23 protein-coding genes are annotated in these 14,793 nt (G+C 71.0%); 9 read left to right on the forward strand and 14 right to left on the reverse strand.

Annotated elements, in window-relative coordinates:
- Nucleotides 1–297 precede the first annotated feature (297 nt).
- Complete coding sequence (locus tag DQ240_RS22655) at nucleotides 298–828, forward strand: ATP-binding protein (protein WP_147262069.1); 531 nt, start codon at nucleotides 298–300, stop codon at nucleotides 826–828.
- Nucleotides 828–2,030: a PP2C family protein-serine/threonine phosphatase gene (locus DQ240_RS22660; RefSeq protein WP_113841980.1), complete on the forward strand. Its 1,203-nt coding sequence runs from the start codon at nucleotides 828–830 to the stop codon at nucleotides 2,028–2,030. Before DQ240_RS22655 ends, DQ240_RS22660 begins: the two co-directional genes overlap by 1 nt.
- 20 nt (nucleotides 2,031–2,050) lie before the next feature.
- Here DQ240_RS22660 and DQ240_RS23775 read toward each other — a convergent pair whose 3' ends face one another.
- The 3 genes from DQ240_RS23775 to DQ240_RS24590 form a co-directional block, all read right to left on the reverse strand.
- Complete coding sequence (locus DQ240_RS23775; RefSeq protein WP_199589477.1) at nucleotides 2,051–2,197, reverse strand: hypothetical protein; 147 nt, start codon at nucleotides 2,195–2,197, stop codon at nucleotides 2,051–2,053.
- Nucleotides 2,198–2,202: 5 nt separating this feature from the next.
- A complete protein-coding gene (locus tag DQ240_RS22670; protein ID WP_199589478.1) occupies nucleotides 2,203–2,778 on the reverse strand; it encodes a hypothetical protein in 576 nt (191 codons plus the stop codon).
- A gap of 147 nt (nucleotides 2,779–2,925) precedes the next feature.
- Complete coding sequence (locus DQ240_RS24590; protein WP_113841999.1) at nucleotides 2,926–3,513, reverse strand: hypothetical protein; 588 nt, start codon at nucleotides 3,511–3,513, stop codon at nucleotides 2,926–2,928.
- A 35-nt stretch (nucleotides 3,514–3,548) separates the two neighbouring features.
- On the opposite strand from DQ240_RS24590, the gene DQ240_RS22680 reads away from it, so the two are divergent.
- The 4 genes from DQ240_RS22680 (at nucleotide 3,549) to DQ240_RS22695 (ending at nucleotide 6,683) form a co-directional block, all read left to right on the forward strand.
- Nucleotides 3,549–4,229 (forward strand): hypothetical protein, encoded by a 681-nt coding sequence (locus tag DQ240_RS22680; protein ID WP_113841982.1) that lies wholly within the window; start codon nucleotides 3,549–3,551, stop codon nucleotides 4,227–4,229.
- Nucleotides 4,230–4,829: 600 nt separating this feature from the next.
- Nucleotides 4,830–5,654 (forward strand): DUF2382 domain-containing protein, encoded by an 825-nt coding sequence (locus DQ240_RS22685; RefSeq protein WP_113841983.1) that lies wholly within the window; start codon nucleotides 4,830–4,832, stop codon nucleotides 5,652–5,654.
- A gap of 91 nt (nucleotides 5,655–5,745) precedes the next feature.
- Nucleotides 5,746–6,027, forward strand: a complete 282-nt coding sequence (locus tag DQ240_RS22690) for a hypothetical protein (protein WP_113841984.1) — start codon at nucleotides 5,746–5,748, stop codon at nucleotides 6,025–6,027.
- Nucleotides 6,028–6,209: 182 nt separating this feature from the next.
- On the forward strand, nucleotides 6,210–6,683 hold the full coding sequence (locus DQ240_RS22695; protein ID WP_113841985.1) for a MarR family winged helix-turn-helix transcriptional regulator: 474 nt from the start codon (nucleotides 6,210–6,212) through the stop codon (nucleotides 6,681–6,683).
- A gap of 91 nt (nucleotides 6,684–6,774) precedes the next feature.
- Here DQ240_RS22695 and DQ240_RS22700 read toward each other — a convergent pair whose 3' ends face one another.
- Genes DQ240_RS22700 through DQ240_RS22730 form a run of 7 tightly spaced genes read right to left on the reverse strand, consistent with a single transcriptional unit; the run spans nucleotide 6,775 to nucleotide 9,540 of the window.
- Nucleotides 6,775–7,347 (reverse strand): alkaline shock response membrane anchor protein AmaP, encoded by a 573-nt coding sequence (locus DQ240_RS22700; protein ID WP_113841986.1) that lies wholly within the window; start codon nucleotides 7,345–7,347, stop codon nucleotides 6,775–6,777.
- The gene (locus DQ240_RS22705; protein ID WP_113841987.1) at nucleotides 7,344–7,874 is read right to left on the reverse strand and encodes a DUF6286 domain-containing protein; all 531 of its coding nucleotides are present in this window, start codon (nucleotides 7,872–7,874) and stop codon (nucleotides 7,344–7,346) included. The genes DQ240_RS22700 and DQ240_RS22705 overlap by 4 nt, the downstream gene beginning before the upstream one ends.
- Nucleotides 7,875–7,899: 25 nt before the next feature.
- Nucleotides 7,900–8,343 carry an Asp23/Gls24 family envelope stress response protein gene (locus DQ240_RS22710; RefSeq protein ID WP_113841988.1) on the reverse strand — a complete coding sequence of 148 codons (444 nt, stop codon included), beginning with the start codon at nucleotides 8,341–8,343 and terminating at the stop codon, nucleotides 7,900–7,902.
- Nucleotides 8,340–8,519: a hypothetical protein gene (locus DQ240_RS22715; RefSeq protein ID WP_113841989.1), complete on the reverse strand. Its 180-nt coding sequence runs from the start codon at nucleotides 8,517–8,519 to the stop codon at nucleotides 8,340–8,342. Before DQ240_RS22715 ends, DQ240_RS22710 begins: the two co-directional genes overlap by 4 nt.
- A gap of 30 nt (nucleotides 8,520–8,549) precedes the next feature.
- Nucleotides 8,550–8,792 (reverse strand): hypothetical protein, encoded by a 243-nt coding sequence (locus DQ240_RS22720; RefSeq protein WP_113841990.1) that lies wholly within the window; start codon nucleotides 8,790–8,792, stop codon nucleotides 8,550–8,552.
- A complete protein-coding gene (locus tag DQ240_RS22725) occupies nucleotides 8,792–9,124 on the reverse strand; it encodes a hypothetical protein (RefSeq protein ID WP_233498923.1) in 333 nt (110 codons plus the stop codon). Before DQ240_RS22725 ends, DQ240_RS22720 begins: the two co-directional genes overlap by 1 nt.
- A 41-nt stretch (nucleotides 9,125–9,165) precedes the next feature.
- Nucleotides 9,166–9,540: an Asp23/Gls24 family envelope stress response protein gene (locus DQ240_RS22730; RefSeq protein WP_233498924.1), complete on the reverse strand. Its 375-nt coding sequence runs from the start codon at nucleotides 9,538–9,540 to the stop codon at nucleotides 9,166–9,168.
- Nucleotides 9,541–9,550: 10 nt separating this feature from the next.
- On the opposite strand from DQ240_RS22730, the gene DQ240_RS24595 reads away from it, so the two are divergent.
- Nucleotides 9,551–9,865: an RNA polymerase sigma factor gene (locus tag DQ240_RS24595; RefSeq protein ID WP_369832034.1), complete on the forward strand. Its 315-nt coding sequence runs from the start codon at nucleotides 9,551–9,553 to the stop codon at nucleotides 9,863–9,865.
- A 5-nt stretch (nucleotides 9,866–9,870) separates the two neighbouring features.
- Nucleotides 9,871–10,518: an Asp23/Gls24 family envelope stress response protein gene (locus tag DQ240_RS22740; protein ID WP_158548863.1), complete on the forward strand. Its 648-nt coding sequence runs from the start codon at nucleotides 9,871–9,873 to the stop codon at nucleotides 10,516–10,518.
- A gap of 126 nt (nucleotides 10,519–10,644) precedes the next feature.
- On the opposite strand, the gene DQ240_RS22745 is transcribed toward DQ240_RS22740, so the two are convergent.
- The 3 genes from DQ240_RS22745 to DQ240_RS22755 all read right to left on the reverse strand — a co-directional run bounded on the left by DQ240_RS22745 (nucleotide 10,645) and on the right by DQ240_RS22755 (nucleotide 12,569).
- Nucleotides 10,645–11,052 carry a cold-shock protein gene (locus DQ240_RS22745; RefSeq protein WP_113842001.1) on the reverse strand — a complete coding sequence of 136 codons (408 nt, stop codon included), beginning with the start codon at nucleotides 11,050–11,052 and terminating at the stop codon, nucleotides 10,645–10,647.
- A 157-nt stretch (nucleotides 11,053–11,209) separates the two neighbouring features.
- Nucleotides 11,210–11,479, reverse strand: a complete 270-nt coding sequence (locus DQ240_RS22750) for a hypothetical protein (protein WP_113841994.1) — start codon at nucleotides 11,477–11,479, stop codon at nucleotides 11,210–11,212.
- Nucleotides 11,480–11,675: 196 nt separating this feature from the next.
- A complete protein-coding gene (locus tag DQ240_RS22755) occupies nucleotides 11,676–12,569 on the reverse strand; it encodes a ChbG/HpnK family deacetylase (protein WP_113841995.1) in 894 nt (297 codons plus the stop codon).
- A gap of 817 nt (nucleotides 12,570–13,386) precedes the next feature.
- On the opposite strand from DQ240_RS22755, the gene DQ240_RS24600 reads away from it, so the two are divergent.
- Nucleotides 13,387–13,785 (forward strand): DUF6221 family protein, encoded by a 399-nt coding sequence (locus DQ240_RS24600; RefSeq protein ID WP_369832032.1) that lies wholly within the window; start codon nucleotides 13,387–13,389, stop codon nucleotides 13,783–13,785.
- Nucleotides 13,786–13,846: 61 nt separating this feature from the next.
- On the opposite strand, the gene DQ240_RS22770 is transcribed toward DQ240_RS24600, so the two are convergent.
- Nucleotides 13,847–14,658, reverse strand: a protein-coding gene (locus DQ240_RS22770; RefSeq protein WP_369832033.1) for an IS5 family transposase whose coding sequence is annotated in 2 segments (ribosomal slippage) — nucleotides 13,847–14,310 and nucleotides 14,310–14,658 — 813 coding nt in all. Because the reading frame shifts where the segments join, the coding sequence is not laid out codon by codon here.
- Nucleotides 14,659–14,793: the final 135 nt, after the last annotated feature.

Consider the following 14,793-nt stretch of genomic DNA (forward strand, 5'->3'; position numbering starts at 1 on the left):
CCATCGTGTGTTGTGTCCTTCCGCGAGAACCATTGGCGTGGTCTCGCTGACCATCACACGATGGCCCCTCTACGTGACACTCACGCGAACGGGACCTGGACTTACACCACCCGCAGGGACGTCACCCCGGCGAGAGACTCGCGACAGGTCGCGGCGAGGCGCCTCCATGTACAGGGCGTGCTGCGGACAACACGACACTGCTGACGCGAGCTCGCCTCCGAGCGCGCGGGTCGACCATGGTGGCGGAGGGCCGACGCCACGAACTTCCGCCGCGGGGGTTCCGCCGGTCACCGAGGGTTGAAGGTTCGCGATCTCGACGAGCGGGCATTGTTGGGCAAAGGCACCGACCGGAACGAGTTCATGCGCACGGACACGTGGCCACGGCGGCCGGCCCCCTCGGCCGCGCTGACCCCCTTCCACCATCAAATCGACCGGCCAGCGCAGTTGTACGAGTTGCGTGCGGCTCTCCGCGGCTGGCTTCCCGAGGATCTCGTCCCGGGCCAGCCGGACGGTGCCGTAGTCGACACCTTGGTGCTCGTGGTCGACGAACTGGCTTCCAACGGTCTGCGGCACGGCGGTCCGCCGGTGTCGGTGACGGTGGCTCCGACCGCCTGCGGCCTCTTCCTGGACATCGTGGATGACGACCCGATCCACGGACCCGCGCCGGTCACCGACCGCGATCCGGCGTTGGGCGGCATGGGACTGTCGATGGTCGCTCAGGTGACAACCACCCGCGGGTGGACGACCGCCGGCGACCGCAAACACGTGTGGGCCTGCCTCCCCCTCGAGCCCGCGGTAGCCGATTCTGTCGCTAGGCGCTCGGCCTGATGAGCGCCGCCTCGAGCCACGGCAGTGATCCGCTGCGGTCACTGCTGAGGGACATTCATCTGCTCGCACCGGACCAGCTCTCTGCCGTCGTGGCTGCGCGTGGCCGCGATCTTGGCGCACGGGAGACCGTCATCTACCTGGTCGACTACGAACAGCTGCTCCTGCAGCCACTGCGCGGCGAGGGCGTTCCCGTCCGTCAGGAGCTGAGCGTCGACGGATCCGTCGGCGGCCGGGCGTTCCGCCACGTCGAGGTACTCTCCTCGCCCTCGCACGGGGCCACGCAACGACTGTGGGTGCCTCTGCTGGACGGGGTCGAACGACTCGGCGTCATCGAGTTCGTGGTCGGCGAGGTGACCCCCGCCGTGCAGGACGAGTTGCGCGCCTACGCCGGCCTCATCGCAGAACTGGTCGTCGTGAACGACGGCTACACTGACATCTTCGCCCAACTGCGTCGCCGCAAGACCATGAGCCTGGCCGCGGAGATCCAGTGGGATTTGCTTCCCCCACTGACGTTCGCCTCGGACCGAGTCGTGATCTCCGGAGCGCTCGAACCGGCCTACGACATCGGCGGCGACACCTTCGACTACGCCGTGAACGGTTCGACCGTCGACTTGATGGTGCTGGACGCCGTCGGGCACGGGCTCCCCGCGGCAGTGCTCGCCTCCACCGCGGTCGGCGCCTACCGCCATGCTCGCCGCGAGAAGCACGACCTCCCCGACGTCGCCCGCGTCATGAACGACGTGATCGCCAGCGAGTTCACCGACAGCCGGTTCGCCACCGCCGCGATCGCGCGTCTGCACCTGGACACCGGCCAGCTGCGCTGGGTCAACGCCGGACACCCCGATCCGCTCATCGTTCGCGACGGCGCACTGCTCCACCCCGGCCCGTGCAAGCCCCACCCACCCCTCGGGCTGCAGGTCAGGGCGCCGGACGTCTGCGAGGCGCAGTTGCACGCCGGTGACCGGGTCGTCCTGTACACCGACGGCATCGTCGAGGCGCGCTCGCCGGAAGGCGAGTTCTTCGGCGAGGAGCGGCTGGCCGACTTCATCCACCGGGCGACGACCGCCGGCGACCCTGCACCGGAAACGGTTCGCCGGCTGATGCGGCGTGTTCTCACCCACCAGGCCGACCACCTGCAGGACGACGCCAGCCTCATCATGCTCGAGTGGAGGACCGGTGACGAAAGACAGCTTCAGCTCTGAGGTCAGGCACCTCGGTGCCCCTAGCGAAAACGAGGTGCCTCGCCGACGGAAGGCGCCGCTACTACAACGAGCACCGACACGAGGTCGGCCACGTGCTGGCGCGACCACTTCGCCATGTCATGGGTGGCGTAGAAGACTTCGTGGTCGGCCGTGTCCTTGACCGACATGGACGTCAGCACCGTGACCAGGTGGCTCTCCGAACGGTGCAGTTCCTCGACCGCCAGGTCCAGTTTTTCGCCATGCCTTCCACGGTCGTGCCACGTCCCAGCTGTTCGTCGGCGCGGGCGGTGTCCCCACCCACGGTCGGAGACACCTCGTCCTTCACCGGTACCGATCCGGTCGTCGTGGGCGCCGAGGAGCACGTGCCCTTGCTCTTGGCGATTCGCCTGACCTGCGCGGCCGCCGTCTTGAAGATCGGCTGCTTGGACACCGGGTCCCAGTCAGTGAGGGTCACCTCATTGGCCGCCCGGCCGTCGTCTCTCTTCTCCGGTTCGGAGCCGGCCTGGGTGTCCCAGTAGCCGTAGTATAAGGCCAGGAACAGCGCGCCGGAGCGGATGCCGCTGATCCGCCGTCGGACCCGTACCCGCCGCGGGTCGTGCTCCCTCGAGCTGGTCTCCCTCGGTAACCCTCCGGTCGGCCGCGTCGCTCGCCGACATCTCACCCAAATCTCCGGTGCGGCGGCATTCAGCTGAGGTGCCCGACCGGTCTTGGTGCGGGTGCGGAAGTGGTACAGGGTGCGGCCGGTCATGAGCTGAAACGGGAACTGAAGCGTCCCATGTTCTGTGCCGCCTCCTTGTGAGTCACGGAGGATGGCGTCATGCCGAAGAAGATCGATCCGGCGCTGAGGGAGCGTGCGGTGCGGCTGGTGCGTGAGCACCAGGCCGCGGCCTGACCGTCAGGCCGCAGCAACTCGGTATCCACGGAAGCGGGTCAACTCCACGTGTTCCAGCAGGCCGGGCCGGGTGGTGGTCCTCGAGGGGCTCATCGTCGGCGGGAGGTGCAGCAGCCGTTTCGGAGCGACGGCGAAGCGGCTCATGGCCTCGATCGCCGCCGCTGTCATCCCCGCCCCGGTGAGGCAACCTGCCATCGCCCACCCGCAGAGGCGAGAGCCTCGGTGGGCAGTGGTCGGATGGACGGCGAACCGTTTGCTGCTAGGCGGCGAACGACGGACATGGACGGCCGTCGGCTCCAGTCGCGCACCGGAGGACGCCCCGTCCGTACGGGACCCGCCGGACCCCCAGCCGTAGAGCAGCCAGCCCCACCGTCGGCGAAGCGCTTCCGCCCCGAACCGCCTCCGCCGGTCAGGCGGGGTACGCGCCGACCCGAGGAGGTCATCTGATGCGCCGCGCCGACGCTTTCCAGACCGTCGCCCTGCCCGCGGCAGCGCGCCCACTGCGGAGCAGGACTGGCACCTCCGCCTACGGCGGGGCGTGCAGCAGCCCGGCCCACCCGGCCTGACGTGCCCGTGCATCTCCGGTGCCATCACAGGCTGCGCCGCTCCGAGGTCGGGACAACGCCGTGACGCTGGCACTCGCAGCCTTCACCGCCACGGGGATTCTGGTCGCCACCGATGTCGCACCGGCCGGCCTCCGGCCGCGCCCCGGCGCCGCACGCCGATCGGACACCGCGCTGCTGGCGGGTCCGGTCTCCAGCGTCGCGCTCGCCGGCCATCTGGGAACCCGCGCCTCGAATCCCACGCGCCCGGGTCCCGCCGACCTGGTCGCTTCGGTGCGTTCCGCGCTCGGCACGGCCGGAGCCTCCGGCGACGTCGCGCTCGCGGTACGCGACGCCTTCGAACGGTCCGCCGGATCAGCGCGCCGTGGTGGGACGCGGCCACTTGGCAGCCCACTGGTACTGCAACCGCTGCCGCGACCGCTGCTCACCGTGGCCCTCATCGCCGGGCGCTCACCGGCCGGCCCACGGTTGTACGCCGTCGGACTGAGCGCCGAGGGCCGCTGCCTGCTCACCGAGGTCGACACACCGGGCACCGTCTACGGCCCGGCCGACGTCGTGCTCGCCCTCGAGGCCGCTATCACGGCCGCCAGCGGAGCGCCCGTCGACACCGTCGAGGGCGTTCTCGACGCCGCCATCAATGCCGCTGCGCGCTGCAGCCGGGGGTCGACCTTCGCGCGCTGGCGGTCTCGGCACGTCAGCGCACCATCGGCACGCGCGCTGCGCGGAGATGCCGCCTCCGAGTGACCGCCGTCCGCTCTGTCGATGGCCGCGCTCAAAGAACTGACCGAGGATGGTGCCCATGGCGGCATCGGAGGGGCCGGGCGACGAGCTCGTCGAGGTTCTTCGTTGGGTGCGGCAGCTGACGACCTCCCCTGTGGTCGCCGAGCGACTGACCGTCGAGGTCGTCCGTCGACTTCGACGCGGCGTCGGGCCTGCGTGGCTGCACGATAGACCGGTAGAGACCCAGCGACGCTGCTTCGTGGCCCAGGTGGTCCTCGAAGAACGCGGCATCCTCGCGGGAGCGAGAGCGCGCGAGCCGCATCGCGGACCGCAGCCGTAGTCCCTCGACCGCCGGAGTCCGTGGCGGGGACACCCCCAGCGGCACGAGACGACGTTCCACACGCCTGACGGCGGTGTTGCCCCGTGGCGGTCACCCCTCCCCCGTCCCACGGAGCCTGTGGGCGTCCGGCTCCCTGACGCGCCAGCGCGCCGCCAGGGCCCGCACGCGGGGTCGTTTACGTCGTAAGCGCAGGGGTAGCTGGCGTCAGGGCACCGGACGCCGGCGCCCTGGGAACGGCCACGAGGAACGGGACGGCCGCTCATCATCCACGCATCGGGAGAGCCATGATCAGCGAGCAGCAGATCAGTCAGGTCATCGGAGCCACCGCTGTCGACCGCGCCGGCGACAAGCTGGGAAAGGTCGGCGAGATCTACCTCGACGACGAGACCGGCCGTCCGGAGTGGGCGACGATCAACACGGGCCTGTTCGGTACCAGGGAGACCTTCATCCCCTTGGCTCAGGCCGAGCTCAGCGGGGACCGGCTGCGCTTTCCGTACGACAAGGCGACGGTCAAGGACGCGCCGCAGGTGGACGACGAGAACGGGCACCTGTCCCCCGAGGAGGAAGCGGCGCTCTACCGCTACTACGGCCTGGCGACCTCCGGCCCGACGGCCGCTGACGCGGTCACCGCTGATGTCGGCACCACCGGGCGCCGCGACGCCGACGGTGACGGCATCTACGACGACGTCCAGGACCGGGTGGTGGGTCGTGACACCTCCGGGCCCACCACCGACGACGCCATGACCCGCTCCGAGGAGCGTCTCCACGTGGGCACCGAGCGCGTCGCGACAGGACGGGCCCGGCTGCGCAAGTACATCGTCACCGAGAACCAGACGGTCACCGTTCCGGTGTCGCGCGAAGAGGTCCGCCTGGAGACCGAGCCGATCACCGACGCCAACATCGGCAACGCCATGGACGGACCGGCGATCTCCGAGGAGGAGCATGAGGTCGTCCTGCACGCCGAGCGTCCCGTCGTCGCCAAGGAGGCCGTACCCGTCGAGCGCGTCCGCCTCGACACGACCACCGTGACCGAGCAGCAGACCGTCAGCGACGAGATCCGCAAGGAGCAGATCGAGCTCGACACCGACGGGGTGCAGGACCGACGCTGACGACGACCGCTCCGGGGACGCTCCCGGGCCCCCGCGGCTCGGGAGCTTCCCTGGGCACGGCAGCGCTGTCGACCGCCGACGACGCCGGCTCGTGACGACGTCCCGACCGCCGGACGACGGCGTGACGTGGAACGGGCAGGCACGGGCCGAGGGCGGGAGCTGTCACGGTCGACGATGGGCCGTCGTCGCGGATCAGGATCCGCCGACGCTCACCGAACTGCTCTGTCCGGACGGCATCGAGCTGTACCGCCTGGTCCGCGATCCGGTCACCCACGCGCCCGGCCTGGACGACGACGGCTTCTGGGTGTACGTGCCGCTCGGTGAGCCGCGGCCCGGCCGGAAGATCCTCCCGTTTCGGCGTCCCGGCGCCTGAGCAGGACCTGCGCAGCGCGAGTCCCCGGGCGGCTGGGCGTGAGCTGCCACCGGAATCTCTTCGCTCCAGAAGAGGCCGGCTCGTAGTCGTCGGGGGTACGTCACGACCGGCTCGGGGCACTCGCTCGCACGGGGGGACGGTCGACGTCGCGCGTCGGATGGGAGCGATCTAGCCTCCGCCACATGGACGCGAGACCTCCCGCCGAACCTCCGCTCGCGCTCCTCCTCCTCCTCGCCAGCCGCTGGTTCGATGCCCGCTCGCTGGCCGAGCTGGAGAAGCGCGGCTGGCCGCGGCTGTCCCCGGCACAGTCCCTGGTCTTCGTGCACGTCGGCGCGACCGGTACCCGGCCGGCCGAGCTGGCTCGCCGCCTGGGGAGCACGCGGCAGGCGGCGCATGAACTGGTGAATGGCCTCGTGCGCTTGGACCTCATCGAGGTCGTCGACGATCCGCAGCGGCGCGGAGGTCGGCTCGTCCGGCCCACGCCGCAGGGGATGAGGCTGGCCCGCGACGCCTACGCCGTCCTGCGTGAGCTGGAGGACAAGACCTTCGGCGTGCGCCGGTCCCGGACGCTGCGTCGCCTGCTGGCCGACTTCGATCCTGGCCGGCCCGAGGCCGAGCTCACGACACCGGCGAGCCCCGCCTCGACGGCTTCGTGAGGCGTCGACATCCCGGCCCGGCGAGGCAGTGGTCGCTCAGACGGGCAGGCACCGGGTTCGCGGGCAACGCCCTCGAGACGCACGGCTGTCGTCAGAGGAGCCCGCGGCCCGCGCCGCGTGCCCGACCGGGACGTAGCTCGATCTCAGCCGGCAAGTGGGGGTCGTCGAGCGCCTGCCGGGCATGGCCGACGACTCGGTCCTCGAGCGTCTGCCGGATCTCGGCGATGTCGGCGTAGTCGGTCAGGTCCACCGACAGGGCGAGGCGGCGGCCACGCCGGTCGAGCAGGTGGGCGGAGGCGCCTGCCACTCCGCGCAGACTCTCGGCTTCTGCCTCGACGGCGTCGGCGAGGGCTCCGGCGTGCACGGTGGTGGTGCCGTCCCGGTCATCGGTGGTCAGGTCGAGGCGGCCGACGCGGTCGGTCCGCAGCTGGCCGAGCAGCCACCACAGACCGAGAACGGCCAGCAGCAGGCAGGCAGCCGCCACGGCCCACCAGAACCACGGCTGGTCGTCCGGGAACCGGCGCACCGGGTCCGGGAGCACCACCTCGTCGTCACCGTCGAACGCTCCGAAGCTCATCGCCAGACCGAGTCCCCCGGCGGCGAGCAGCAGGAGGCCGAGCACCGCCTCGGCGGTGCGGTTGACGCCGTTGACGCGGCTGCTCATCGCGCGGACTCCCGGGAGACGGTGACACGGGGACGGAGGACTCCTGCCAGGCCGAGCTCCTGGAGGCGGTCGGTGACCGCGGCGGTGACCGGCTCCCGCAGGGCCTGAGGGGAACGCAGCGTCGTCGACGTCTTCACCCGCACCGTGCGCCGGCCGGCCTTGGCGCGAGCGCTGCGCACGCCGTCGGCGCGGCGCGCCGCCGTCGACACCGAGCGCTCGATGTCGCGGCGGGTGGCGGTGACCCGGATGCCCTCGGTCCGTCCCGGCAGGGCGAGGGAACCGGGCTTGCCCCGACGCAAGGCCACGAACAGGAACAGCAGGCCGAGGACGATCAGGCCGATCAGGACTGCGCGGACGATGGCGTCCCCGAACGTCTGCTCGGCGAGCCAGGCGCTCCACCGCGGATGAGGAACGACCCAGTACGGGCGGTCCAGCGCAGCCAGGACGATCTCCACGACGGCGAGCAGGCCACCGACCAGCAAGGTCAGGGCCAGCAGGGTGGCGATGACCCGGTTGACGACGGTCACAGGCACTCCTCGATCAGGTCCGGGGTCACTGCACGCGCCGCCGGGCTGTGGGAGGCGTGCTCAGGCTGACGACCTCGACGTCGATGTGCGCGACCTCCACACCGGTGATGTGTCCGACGTCCTCACGGATCCGTTGCCGCAGCTGCGACGCCACCTGCCGGACCGAGGCCGGCCAGCCGATCGCGACCGTCGCCTGGACGGTGGCGGTGTGCCCGTCCACGCGCGCGCTGACCGCCGCCTCCTTCTCCGGCCGGACGTCCCCGACGGTGATGCCCAGGATCCGCCGCGGAGCCGCGGTCGCTCCCTCGACCTGGGTGACCGCGTAGCCGGCGACCCGCTCGACGACCCGGTCGGCGATGGTCAGGCTCCCCCGCTCCTGGGGGTCACCCAGCTTGGGGAGGGCCCGCTCGGCGTCGGGGAGCGACGTCGCGGAGGCACCGGGCGAGGTTGCGGAGACAGCGGTGCTCACCGGGGACCGCGCCCACCGAGGTAGGGCGTCAGGTCGAGCTGACCGGCGACGACCTTGCCGACCAGGAAGCCGATGACGCCGAGCACCGCGGTGCCGACGAAGGCGTCGAAACCGCCGATGGTCCAGGCGATACCGAGCAGCAGGCCGGTGAACAGACCCACGACGGTGGGGGGCATGAGGACCTCCAGGGACAGGACGGGTGAGGGTCAGATGACGCGGCGCGGACGCTGCGGTCGTGTCCGGGCGCGCAGCCACGAGGTCAGTCGGGCCAGGCCGCGGGGCCGGCGGACGAACCGCACGTCGTCCGCCGGTTCCCGTGCCGTGCGACCCGAGCGGAGTTCGGCCAGGACGCGGATGAACTCCTCGGGGTCGCCGCCGAGATCGGGATGATGGGCCCGCAGCAGCGCACGGCGCCGGCGCCGTTCCTCGTAGCCGGGTGTCGGTGCCATCAGTGCTGCGGGGCTGTCGGCGCGGACGGCCCCGGCGGCAGCGCCGGCGGACGGTCCTCGGGCAGTTGCAGGTCGGCCACGTGGACGTCCACCGGTCGACCGCCGGACAGCGGCTCGACGGCCGACCGCACCTGATCGGCGACCGCGATCACCGGTACGCCCGGGACGGCCACGACCGCCACCGCGACGCGATCGGGCCCGACGCGCACTCCTTCGACACGCCGCCCGGGCAGGTACGTCGCGATCCGCCGCGTCCCGCCACCGTGCAGCGAGGCCACCGCCGGGCAGCGCACCGCGGCAGCGGCGATGGTGTCGGCCGTATCGGCCTCCACCACCACCGCCGCCGGAGCCGTCGCAGGGCGGGGCGACACCGTCACTGGACCCGCGGAGGCTCCTGCGAGCCCTCGTTGTCCGACGGCAGGTGCACGTCGTTCACCGAGATGTTCACCTCGGTGACCTGCAGCCCGGTCATGCCCTCGACGGAGGCGATGACGTTGCGCCGGACCGAGCGGGCGACATCGGCGATGGACACGCCGTACTCGGTGACCAGGTCCAAGTCCACCGCCGCCTGCTTCTCCCCGACCTCGACCGAGACGCCCTGTCCGGTCGACTGCGACGCGCCGGGGATCCGTTCACGGAGCGCGCCCAGCGCCCGCGCCGCACCGCCACCGAGGGCGTAGACACCCGAGACCTCCCGCGCGGCGAGCCCGGCGATCCGCGGCGAGGCGCAGTTCGGTACGTGGATCACCCGGATCCTCATCAACCGCTGCCTCAACCTGCAGCGCTCCCGAGCCCGGACCCAGCCACTGCCCGTCGACCCGGACGACAAGGCCGGGCTGCCGCACGAACCCGCCGCCGAGACCTCCGCGATCGCCGCCCAGCGCCGCGACGCCGTCCGCAAGGCGCTGCTCACGCTGACCTTCGACCAGCGGGCCGTGCTGGTTCTCACCACCTTCGGTGGCTACACCTTCGCCGAGACAGGGCGCATCCTCGGCATCACCGAGAACGCAGCGAAGGTCCGAGCCCACCGAGCCCGCCGCGCTCTGCTGACGCAGCTGCAGGAATGGAGGTGAGCTGGATGGACCCCACCCGAGCAGACGGCGACGACCGGCTCCCCTGCGGCGTATCCGTCCACCAGCTGCTCATCCAGGTCACCGACCGCAGTCCCGCTCCCGACCCGGCCCATCAGCAGACGTGCCCGCACTGCCGCGCAGTCCTCGCCGAACTGACCGAGCTGTGGACTCCGGTCGCCGAACTCGCCGCCGAGGAGATCCGCGCACCGGCCGCCCTGCTGGAGGCGGTCATCGACCAGATCCGTGAGCTGTCGGGCAACGCCTGGCACGCGGTGCTGGCCGAGACCACCGGCCGGACCCGCATCGCCGCCCGCGTCGTCGGTGCCATCGCCCGGCTGGCCGCCGAGTCGGTCCCCCACGTCTCCGTGGCCCTCGGCGGCGGCCGGCCGGCCGGCACACCCGATCAGGGACGGACACTCGACGCCGTCGCCGGTCCCGCCGGGGAACGAGCCACCGAGATCGGCGTCGCGGGCACTCACGTCGTCATCGACATCCAGATCGCCGTCGACTACGGAGAGCCCATCGCGGCCACCGCCCAGCTGGTCCGGGAGCGGATCGCCGCCCACATCGCCGCGCAGACCGGCCTCACGACCAGCGAGATCAACGTCAACGTCGTCGACGTGCAAGCACGGCCGGGCAGCGCTCGACACTGAGTGCGCCTCCCGCACCGCCGCGATCCCGCAGAGCGGCCTCCAACAGCGAGGGGGAGCCGAGCTCGCGGCGCGGCAACGAAGCCGCCGATGCTGACGAGGCGTCGACAGCAGCCGGCTCGAGGTGGGTCACTCGGCAACACGGATGAAGGCGACCGGGCTGGGCGGATCGGATGGCTTCGGCATGCCCACCGACGGACCCGGTTCGTCCGACCAGCTGACCCCAGGGATGCCCTCGGACGACTCAGCGGCTGGAGTAGCGGAGGCGACCGCACCGGCGTATGTCCCCGAGGGTTCGGCGAAGGCGAAGGTCTCATGAAACGGTTCGTGGAACGACTGCCGGGTCGTTCGCACTCGGTCGGCCTGCACGCCACGCGGGGTGTGCGCGAGCTCGAACGTCACCCGCTGACCGGCGCGCAACGTGCGGCGCGCGGTGTCGTCGCTGTCGATGCCGGAGTAGTGCACGAAGACCTCGGAACCGTCGGCAGCGGCCACCAGGACGCCATAACCCTTGGCGTCGTCGAACCACTTGACCATTCCGTCCAACCGGTCCTCCACGGTGCGAGATCACGGCGCGCCACCTCGCCGGTCGCACGGGTCGCCGCAGGGCCCTGTGCGACCGGCTACCGGAGACGGTCCTGTCGGGCGGCACACGTGCCGGGCCGTAGATGGCAGCCCGGCACGTGTGCCTTGCTCAGCTGCCCGCGGGGGTGACGCCGAACATCAGGACGCGACGGTCGATGTCGTAGTGAACCGTGCCGGTGTTGGCCAGCAGGTCCTGCAGGTTGTCCGCGTCATCGGGATCGAGTGTGAGGACCTCCTCCCAGGCACCCTGGTCAAGGACCAGCTGCAAGGTGTAGGTGCCCGGCTTGCCTGGCTCCCCGGCCACCCAACTGAACTGGTAGTGGCTCAACTGGCGGACCTTCACGCTGTTGTCGGTGACTGGCTGCGGAACTTCGGGCACGTTGTTCCCCCTCGGGTCGTGACGCCGCCGAGGCGGCGCTCATCGTCAGGGGCCCTCACCTACCCACAGGGGGCGCATCAAGGCATCACGAGCACAGACTTCCGTGCCGGATGCGGATGCCGCCCGCCGTTGGTCGAAACGACTTGCCATCGACGCGCCAACCGGTCGACTCCGCAGCGACCGCCCGGGCGATGACTCAGGAACGGTGCGACGTGGCCCCCGGGTTGCCGGCCCATGCTCGCTGCAAGCGGCGGTAGTCGATGACCATCACCGCCTCGTCGGCCAGGACCCGATCAGCCTCCGCGGAGATCAGGAAGTCGTAGTCGGAGCGGCGCACGGCCCAGTCCAGGTCGACGTCGACGGGCGTCGGGTCCACGGCTGGGTGCACCGCCCACTCACTCAGTCCGGTAGGCAGCGCGCGCACGAGGCGCACGTAGCGTTCAGCCTTGCCCTGGAGGGGCAGGGCGAAGCTGTCGAGGAAGTCGTGATCGACCACCGGCAGTCCACGAGCACGTGCCGCCTGCCGTCCGGGACGCAGCCACACCCGCGCAGCCAGGCCGTGCTCTAGAGCGAGCTGAACCGTCAACTCCCGGATGTCGTCGCGGCCCCCGTCCGCCATGACGTGCCAGTCCAGGTGCGTCGGACTCAGCCCGGCGCGGGCGACGACGGCGAGCTGAGTCCGCAGCTCCCGCTCGACGTCCTCGATCCGCGCCCCGGCGAGGAGTTCCGGCACGGCGGCGCTGGGCAACAGCAGACCGTCCGCACCGACCAGCGAAGGGACCTGCTCAGCCGGAGCGACCGGCGCCCAGCGGTGGGCCGGCCCGTCGCGGGTGAGCGTGAGGTGGACACCGAAAGGCAGGTCGGAGTCTGCGGCCAGCAGCCCCATCGCATGAGCTGCCGCCGGAGCAGGCACCATGAGACTGGCCGAGCTCGCCACTCCTCGGTTCACCGCCTCGACAACGGCTGCGTTGACGGCTTCGTGGAGGCCCAGGTCGTCACAGTTGACGATCAGAACCCGGGCGTCTCGAGGGAACCCGAGCAGCTCGCTGGACGACGGTCCCGCGAGGCTTCCTTCGTCGTCGGAGTGCACCGTTCCACGATCACGGTGCCGTCAACCGCGATCCGGTCCTGCCCGGCCGCCCGGGGGTCGCGCACGACGACGGCTCAGCGGCCGCATGAGGACGACGGACCCGAGGCGCCGACCAGCTGACCGCTCGGCCGGAGCACATCGCGGTCGCCACGTCGGCCGTCCGACTGCCGCCTGAGTCTTGGCAGGTCGTTGCGATGCCCGCGCGGGCCCTCCACACGTCGAGAGGCGTCCGTGAAAGTAGCCCCGCGGCCCGGGGTGCGCGCGCAGACGGTCAGCGTCGCCTTGCCGATGTCCAGCCCGGCGACCCCCTCATGCATGACCTCCACGCAGATCCCTCCCCTGCATCGCCACCGATAGGTGTCGTCCGGAGGGCCCTCTGCCAGGACACACACCCACGCGCTCGATGCAGTAATCAGAGGGCCCCCGAGGGCCCTGCGCCATACACATCTACGGGCTCACCCGCACCACTGTGTCGCGACGTCGCCGGACCTCGACAGCATTCTCATCAGCAGGGGCAGTCAAGATCCCAACCGTTACACGTCCTGCTTGGGGATAGCACGTCTAACGGTGCTCGACGTTCCATTCCTGACCATTGCGGCCAGCCGAAGGCTGGGTGCTGGCGGCCCGCGGTCGCGATCTCAAGGTATTCCCACAATCCGCCTTGATGCGGGGTTCGCAAGCGCTAGCGGTCGAGCGAGTGAGGGCGGTCCCCTGCGATCCGGTTATGGTTCAGGTAGCGCCGGACGGAGCTTCATTGCACCGTGGTGGTGACGCAGGGCCGGACTGAGCTGCCGGAGCCCGCGGCTCGCTCCGGCAGTTGCAGGCCGCTTGGCCGCCGCCACGAGTACTAACGGAAGAGGCGGGATGGGACATTTTTGCAGACTTTCTCCTGGCGCGCATTGCCGAAGATGAGCAGGCGGCCCTCTCGGCTCGCCCGAACGAGTACCTGACCGCACGTGAGGCCAGCCGATTCGAGGTCGAGGGACGCAACGGTTACGCACACGTGGTGATCACCTCAGGGCGCGTTCTGGCTGAATGCCGGGCCAGGCGAAGCATCGTCGAGGCACGTCAGCGCCTCGCAGCCTCGATGACCGACGAGGGCCCACTTGCCATGGGTGATGACACTGCGCACTTGCAGACCCTTGACTGGGTTCTCAAGCGACTCGCTGCGCCGTACGTCGACCACCCCGACTACCGGTGGGAGTGGCGACCGTGACCAGCGTCGGACTTTTCCGCTCTCGACAGTCCTCCCTGCGGCAGCCGGCACGCGTTAGAGCTCATTTCAGAATGGCATCCAGGTGCCGGAAGCAGATCAGCGCGCAGGCCAGCTGAAGTAGCCCGAGGTGGAGGTCGGCGCGGCGCTCGTATCGGGTCCGTAGCCGCTTGAAGGCGTGCAGCCAGGCGAAGCCGCGCTCGACGACCCAGCGCTGTCTGCTCAGGCCGGAGCCGTGCGCGACGCCGCGGCGGGCGATCCGCGGGGTGATGCCGCGGTCGCGCAGTTGGCGGCGGTAGACGTCGTAGTCGTAGCCGCGATCGGCCAGCAGCTGCCCGGGGCGGCGGCGGGGCCTGCCGACTCGTCCGCGGATCGGCGGGATGGCGTCGACCAGGGGCAGCAGCTGGGTGACGTCGTTGCGGTTGCCGCCGGTGATGCTGACCGCCAGCGGCAGGCCGCCGGCGTCGCAGATCAGGTGGTGCTTGCAGCCGGCGCGGGCGCGGTCGACCGGCGAGGGGCCGGTGTGGGCCCCCCTTTGAGTGCTCGCACGTGCGAGCCGTCGATCGCGCACACGTCCAGGTTCAGCTCGCCCAGTGCCCGCAGCTGGGCCAGCAGCTGCTCGTGCAGGGCGGGCCAGACGCCGGCTTCGGTCCAGTCCCGCAGCCGCCGCCAGCAGGTCACTCCCGAGCAGCCGATGAGGGAGGCGGGGAGCTGGTTCCAGGCGATGCCGGTCTTGGGCACGAAGACGATGCCGGCCAGGGCGGCCCGGTCATCGGCCGGTCGGCGACCGGGATGCCGGTAGCGACGCGGCTTGGGCGGTGGCAGCAGCGGAGCGATCTGCTCCCAGAGACGGTCCGGGACAAGGTCCTCGATCACCTTCTGGGGGTGTCAGATCGTCTGTGTAGGAGCTGTGGTCCGGACCTGAGGTAACCGCCTCGGGAGGGAGCACGCTGTGACCGTGACCGATGACGAATCGGTGGCCGGAGGTTCCGGGTTCGGTCCACCGGGCCG

The sequence above is a fragment of the Blastococcus sp. TF02A-26 genome (assembly GCF_003319125.1).
GTDB lineage: Bacteria > Actinomycetota > Actinomycetes > Mycobacteriales > Geodermatophilaceae > Trujillonella.

Coding starts and splice junctions, on each gene's coding strand:
- DQ240_RS22660 (WP_113841980.1), top strand. CDS start 828: ATGAGCGCCGCCTCGAGCCACGGCAGTGATCCGCTGCGGTCACTGCTG.
- DQ240_RS23775 (WP_199589477.1), bottom strand. CDS start 2,197: ATGTCGGTCAAGGACACGGCCGACCACGAAGTCTTCTACGCCACCCAT.
- DQ240_RS22670 (WP_199589478.1), bottom strand. CDS start 2,778: ATGACCGGCCGCACCCTGTACCACTTCCGCACCCGCACCAAGACCGGT.
- DQ240_RS24590 (WP_113841999.1), bottom strand. CDS start 3,513: ATGGCACCGGAGATGCACGGGCACGTCAGGCCGGGTGGGCCGGGCTGC.
- DQ240_RS22685 (WP_113841983.1), top strand. CDS start 4,830: ATGATCAGCGAGCAGCAGATCAGTCAGGTCATCGGAGCCACCGCTGTC.
- DQ240_RS22695 (WP_113841985.1), top strand. CDS start 6,210: ATGGACGCGAGACCTCCCGCCGAACCTCCGCTCGCGCTCCTCCTCCTC.
- DQ240_RS22700 (WP_113841986.1), bottom strand. CDS start 7,347: ATGAGCAGCCGCGTCAACGGCGTCAACCGCACCGCCGAGGCGGTGCTC.
- DQ240_RS22715 (WP_113841989.1), bottom strand. CDS start 8,519: ATGCCCCCCACCGTCGTGGGTCTGTTCACCGGCCTGCTGCTCGGTATC.
- DQ240_RS22720 (WP_113841990.1), bottom strand. CDS start 8,792: ATGGCACCGACACCCGGCTACGAGGAACGGCGCCGGCGCCGTGCGCTG.
- DQ240_RS22740 (WP_158548863.1), top strand. CDS start 9,871: ATGGACCCCACCCGAGCAGACGGCGACGACCGGCTCCCCTGCGGCGTA.
- DQ240_RS22745 (WP_113842001.1), bottom strand. CDS start 11,052: ATGGTCAAGTGGTTCGACGACGCCAAGGGTTATGGCGTCCTGGTGGCC.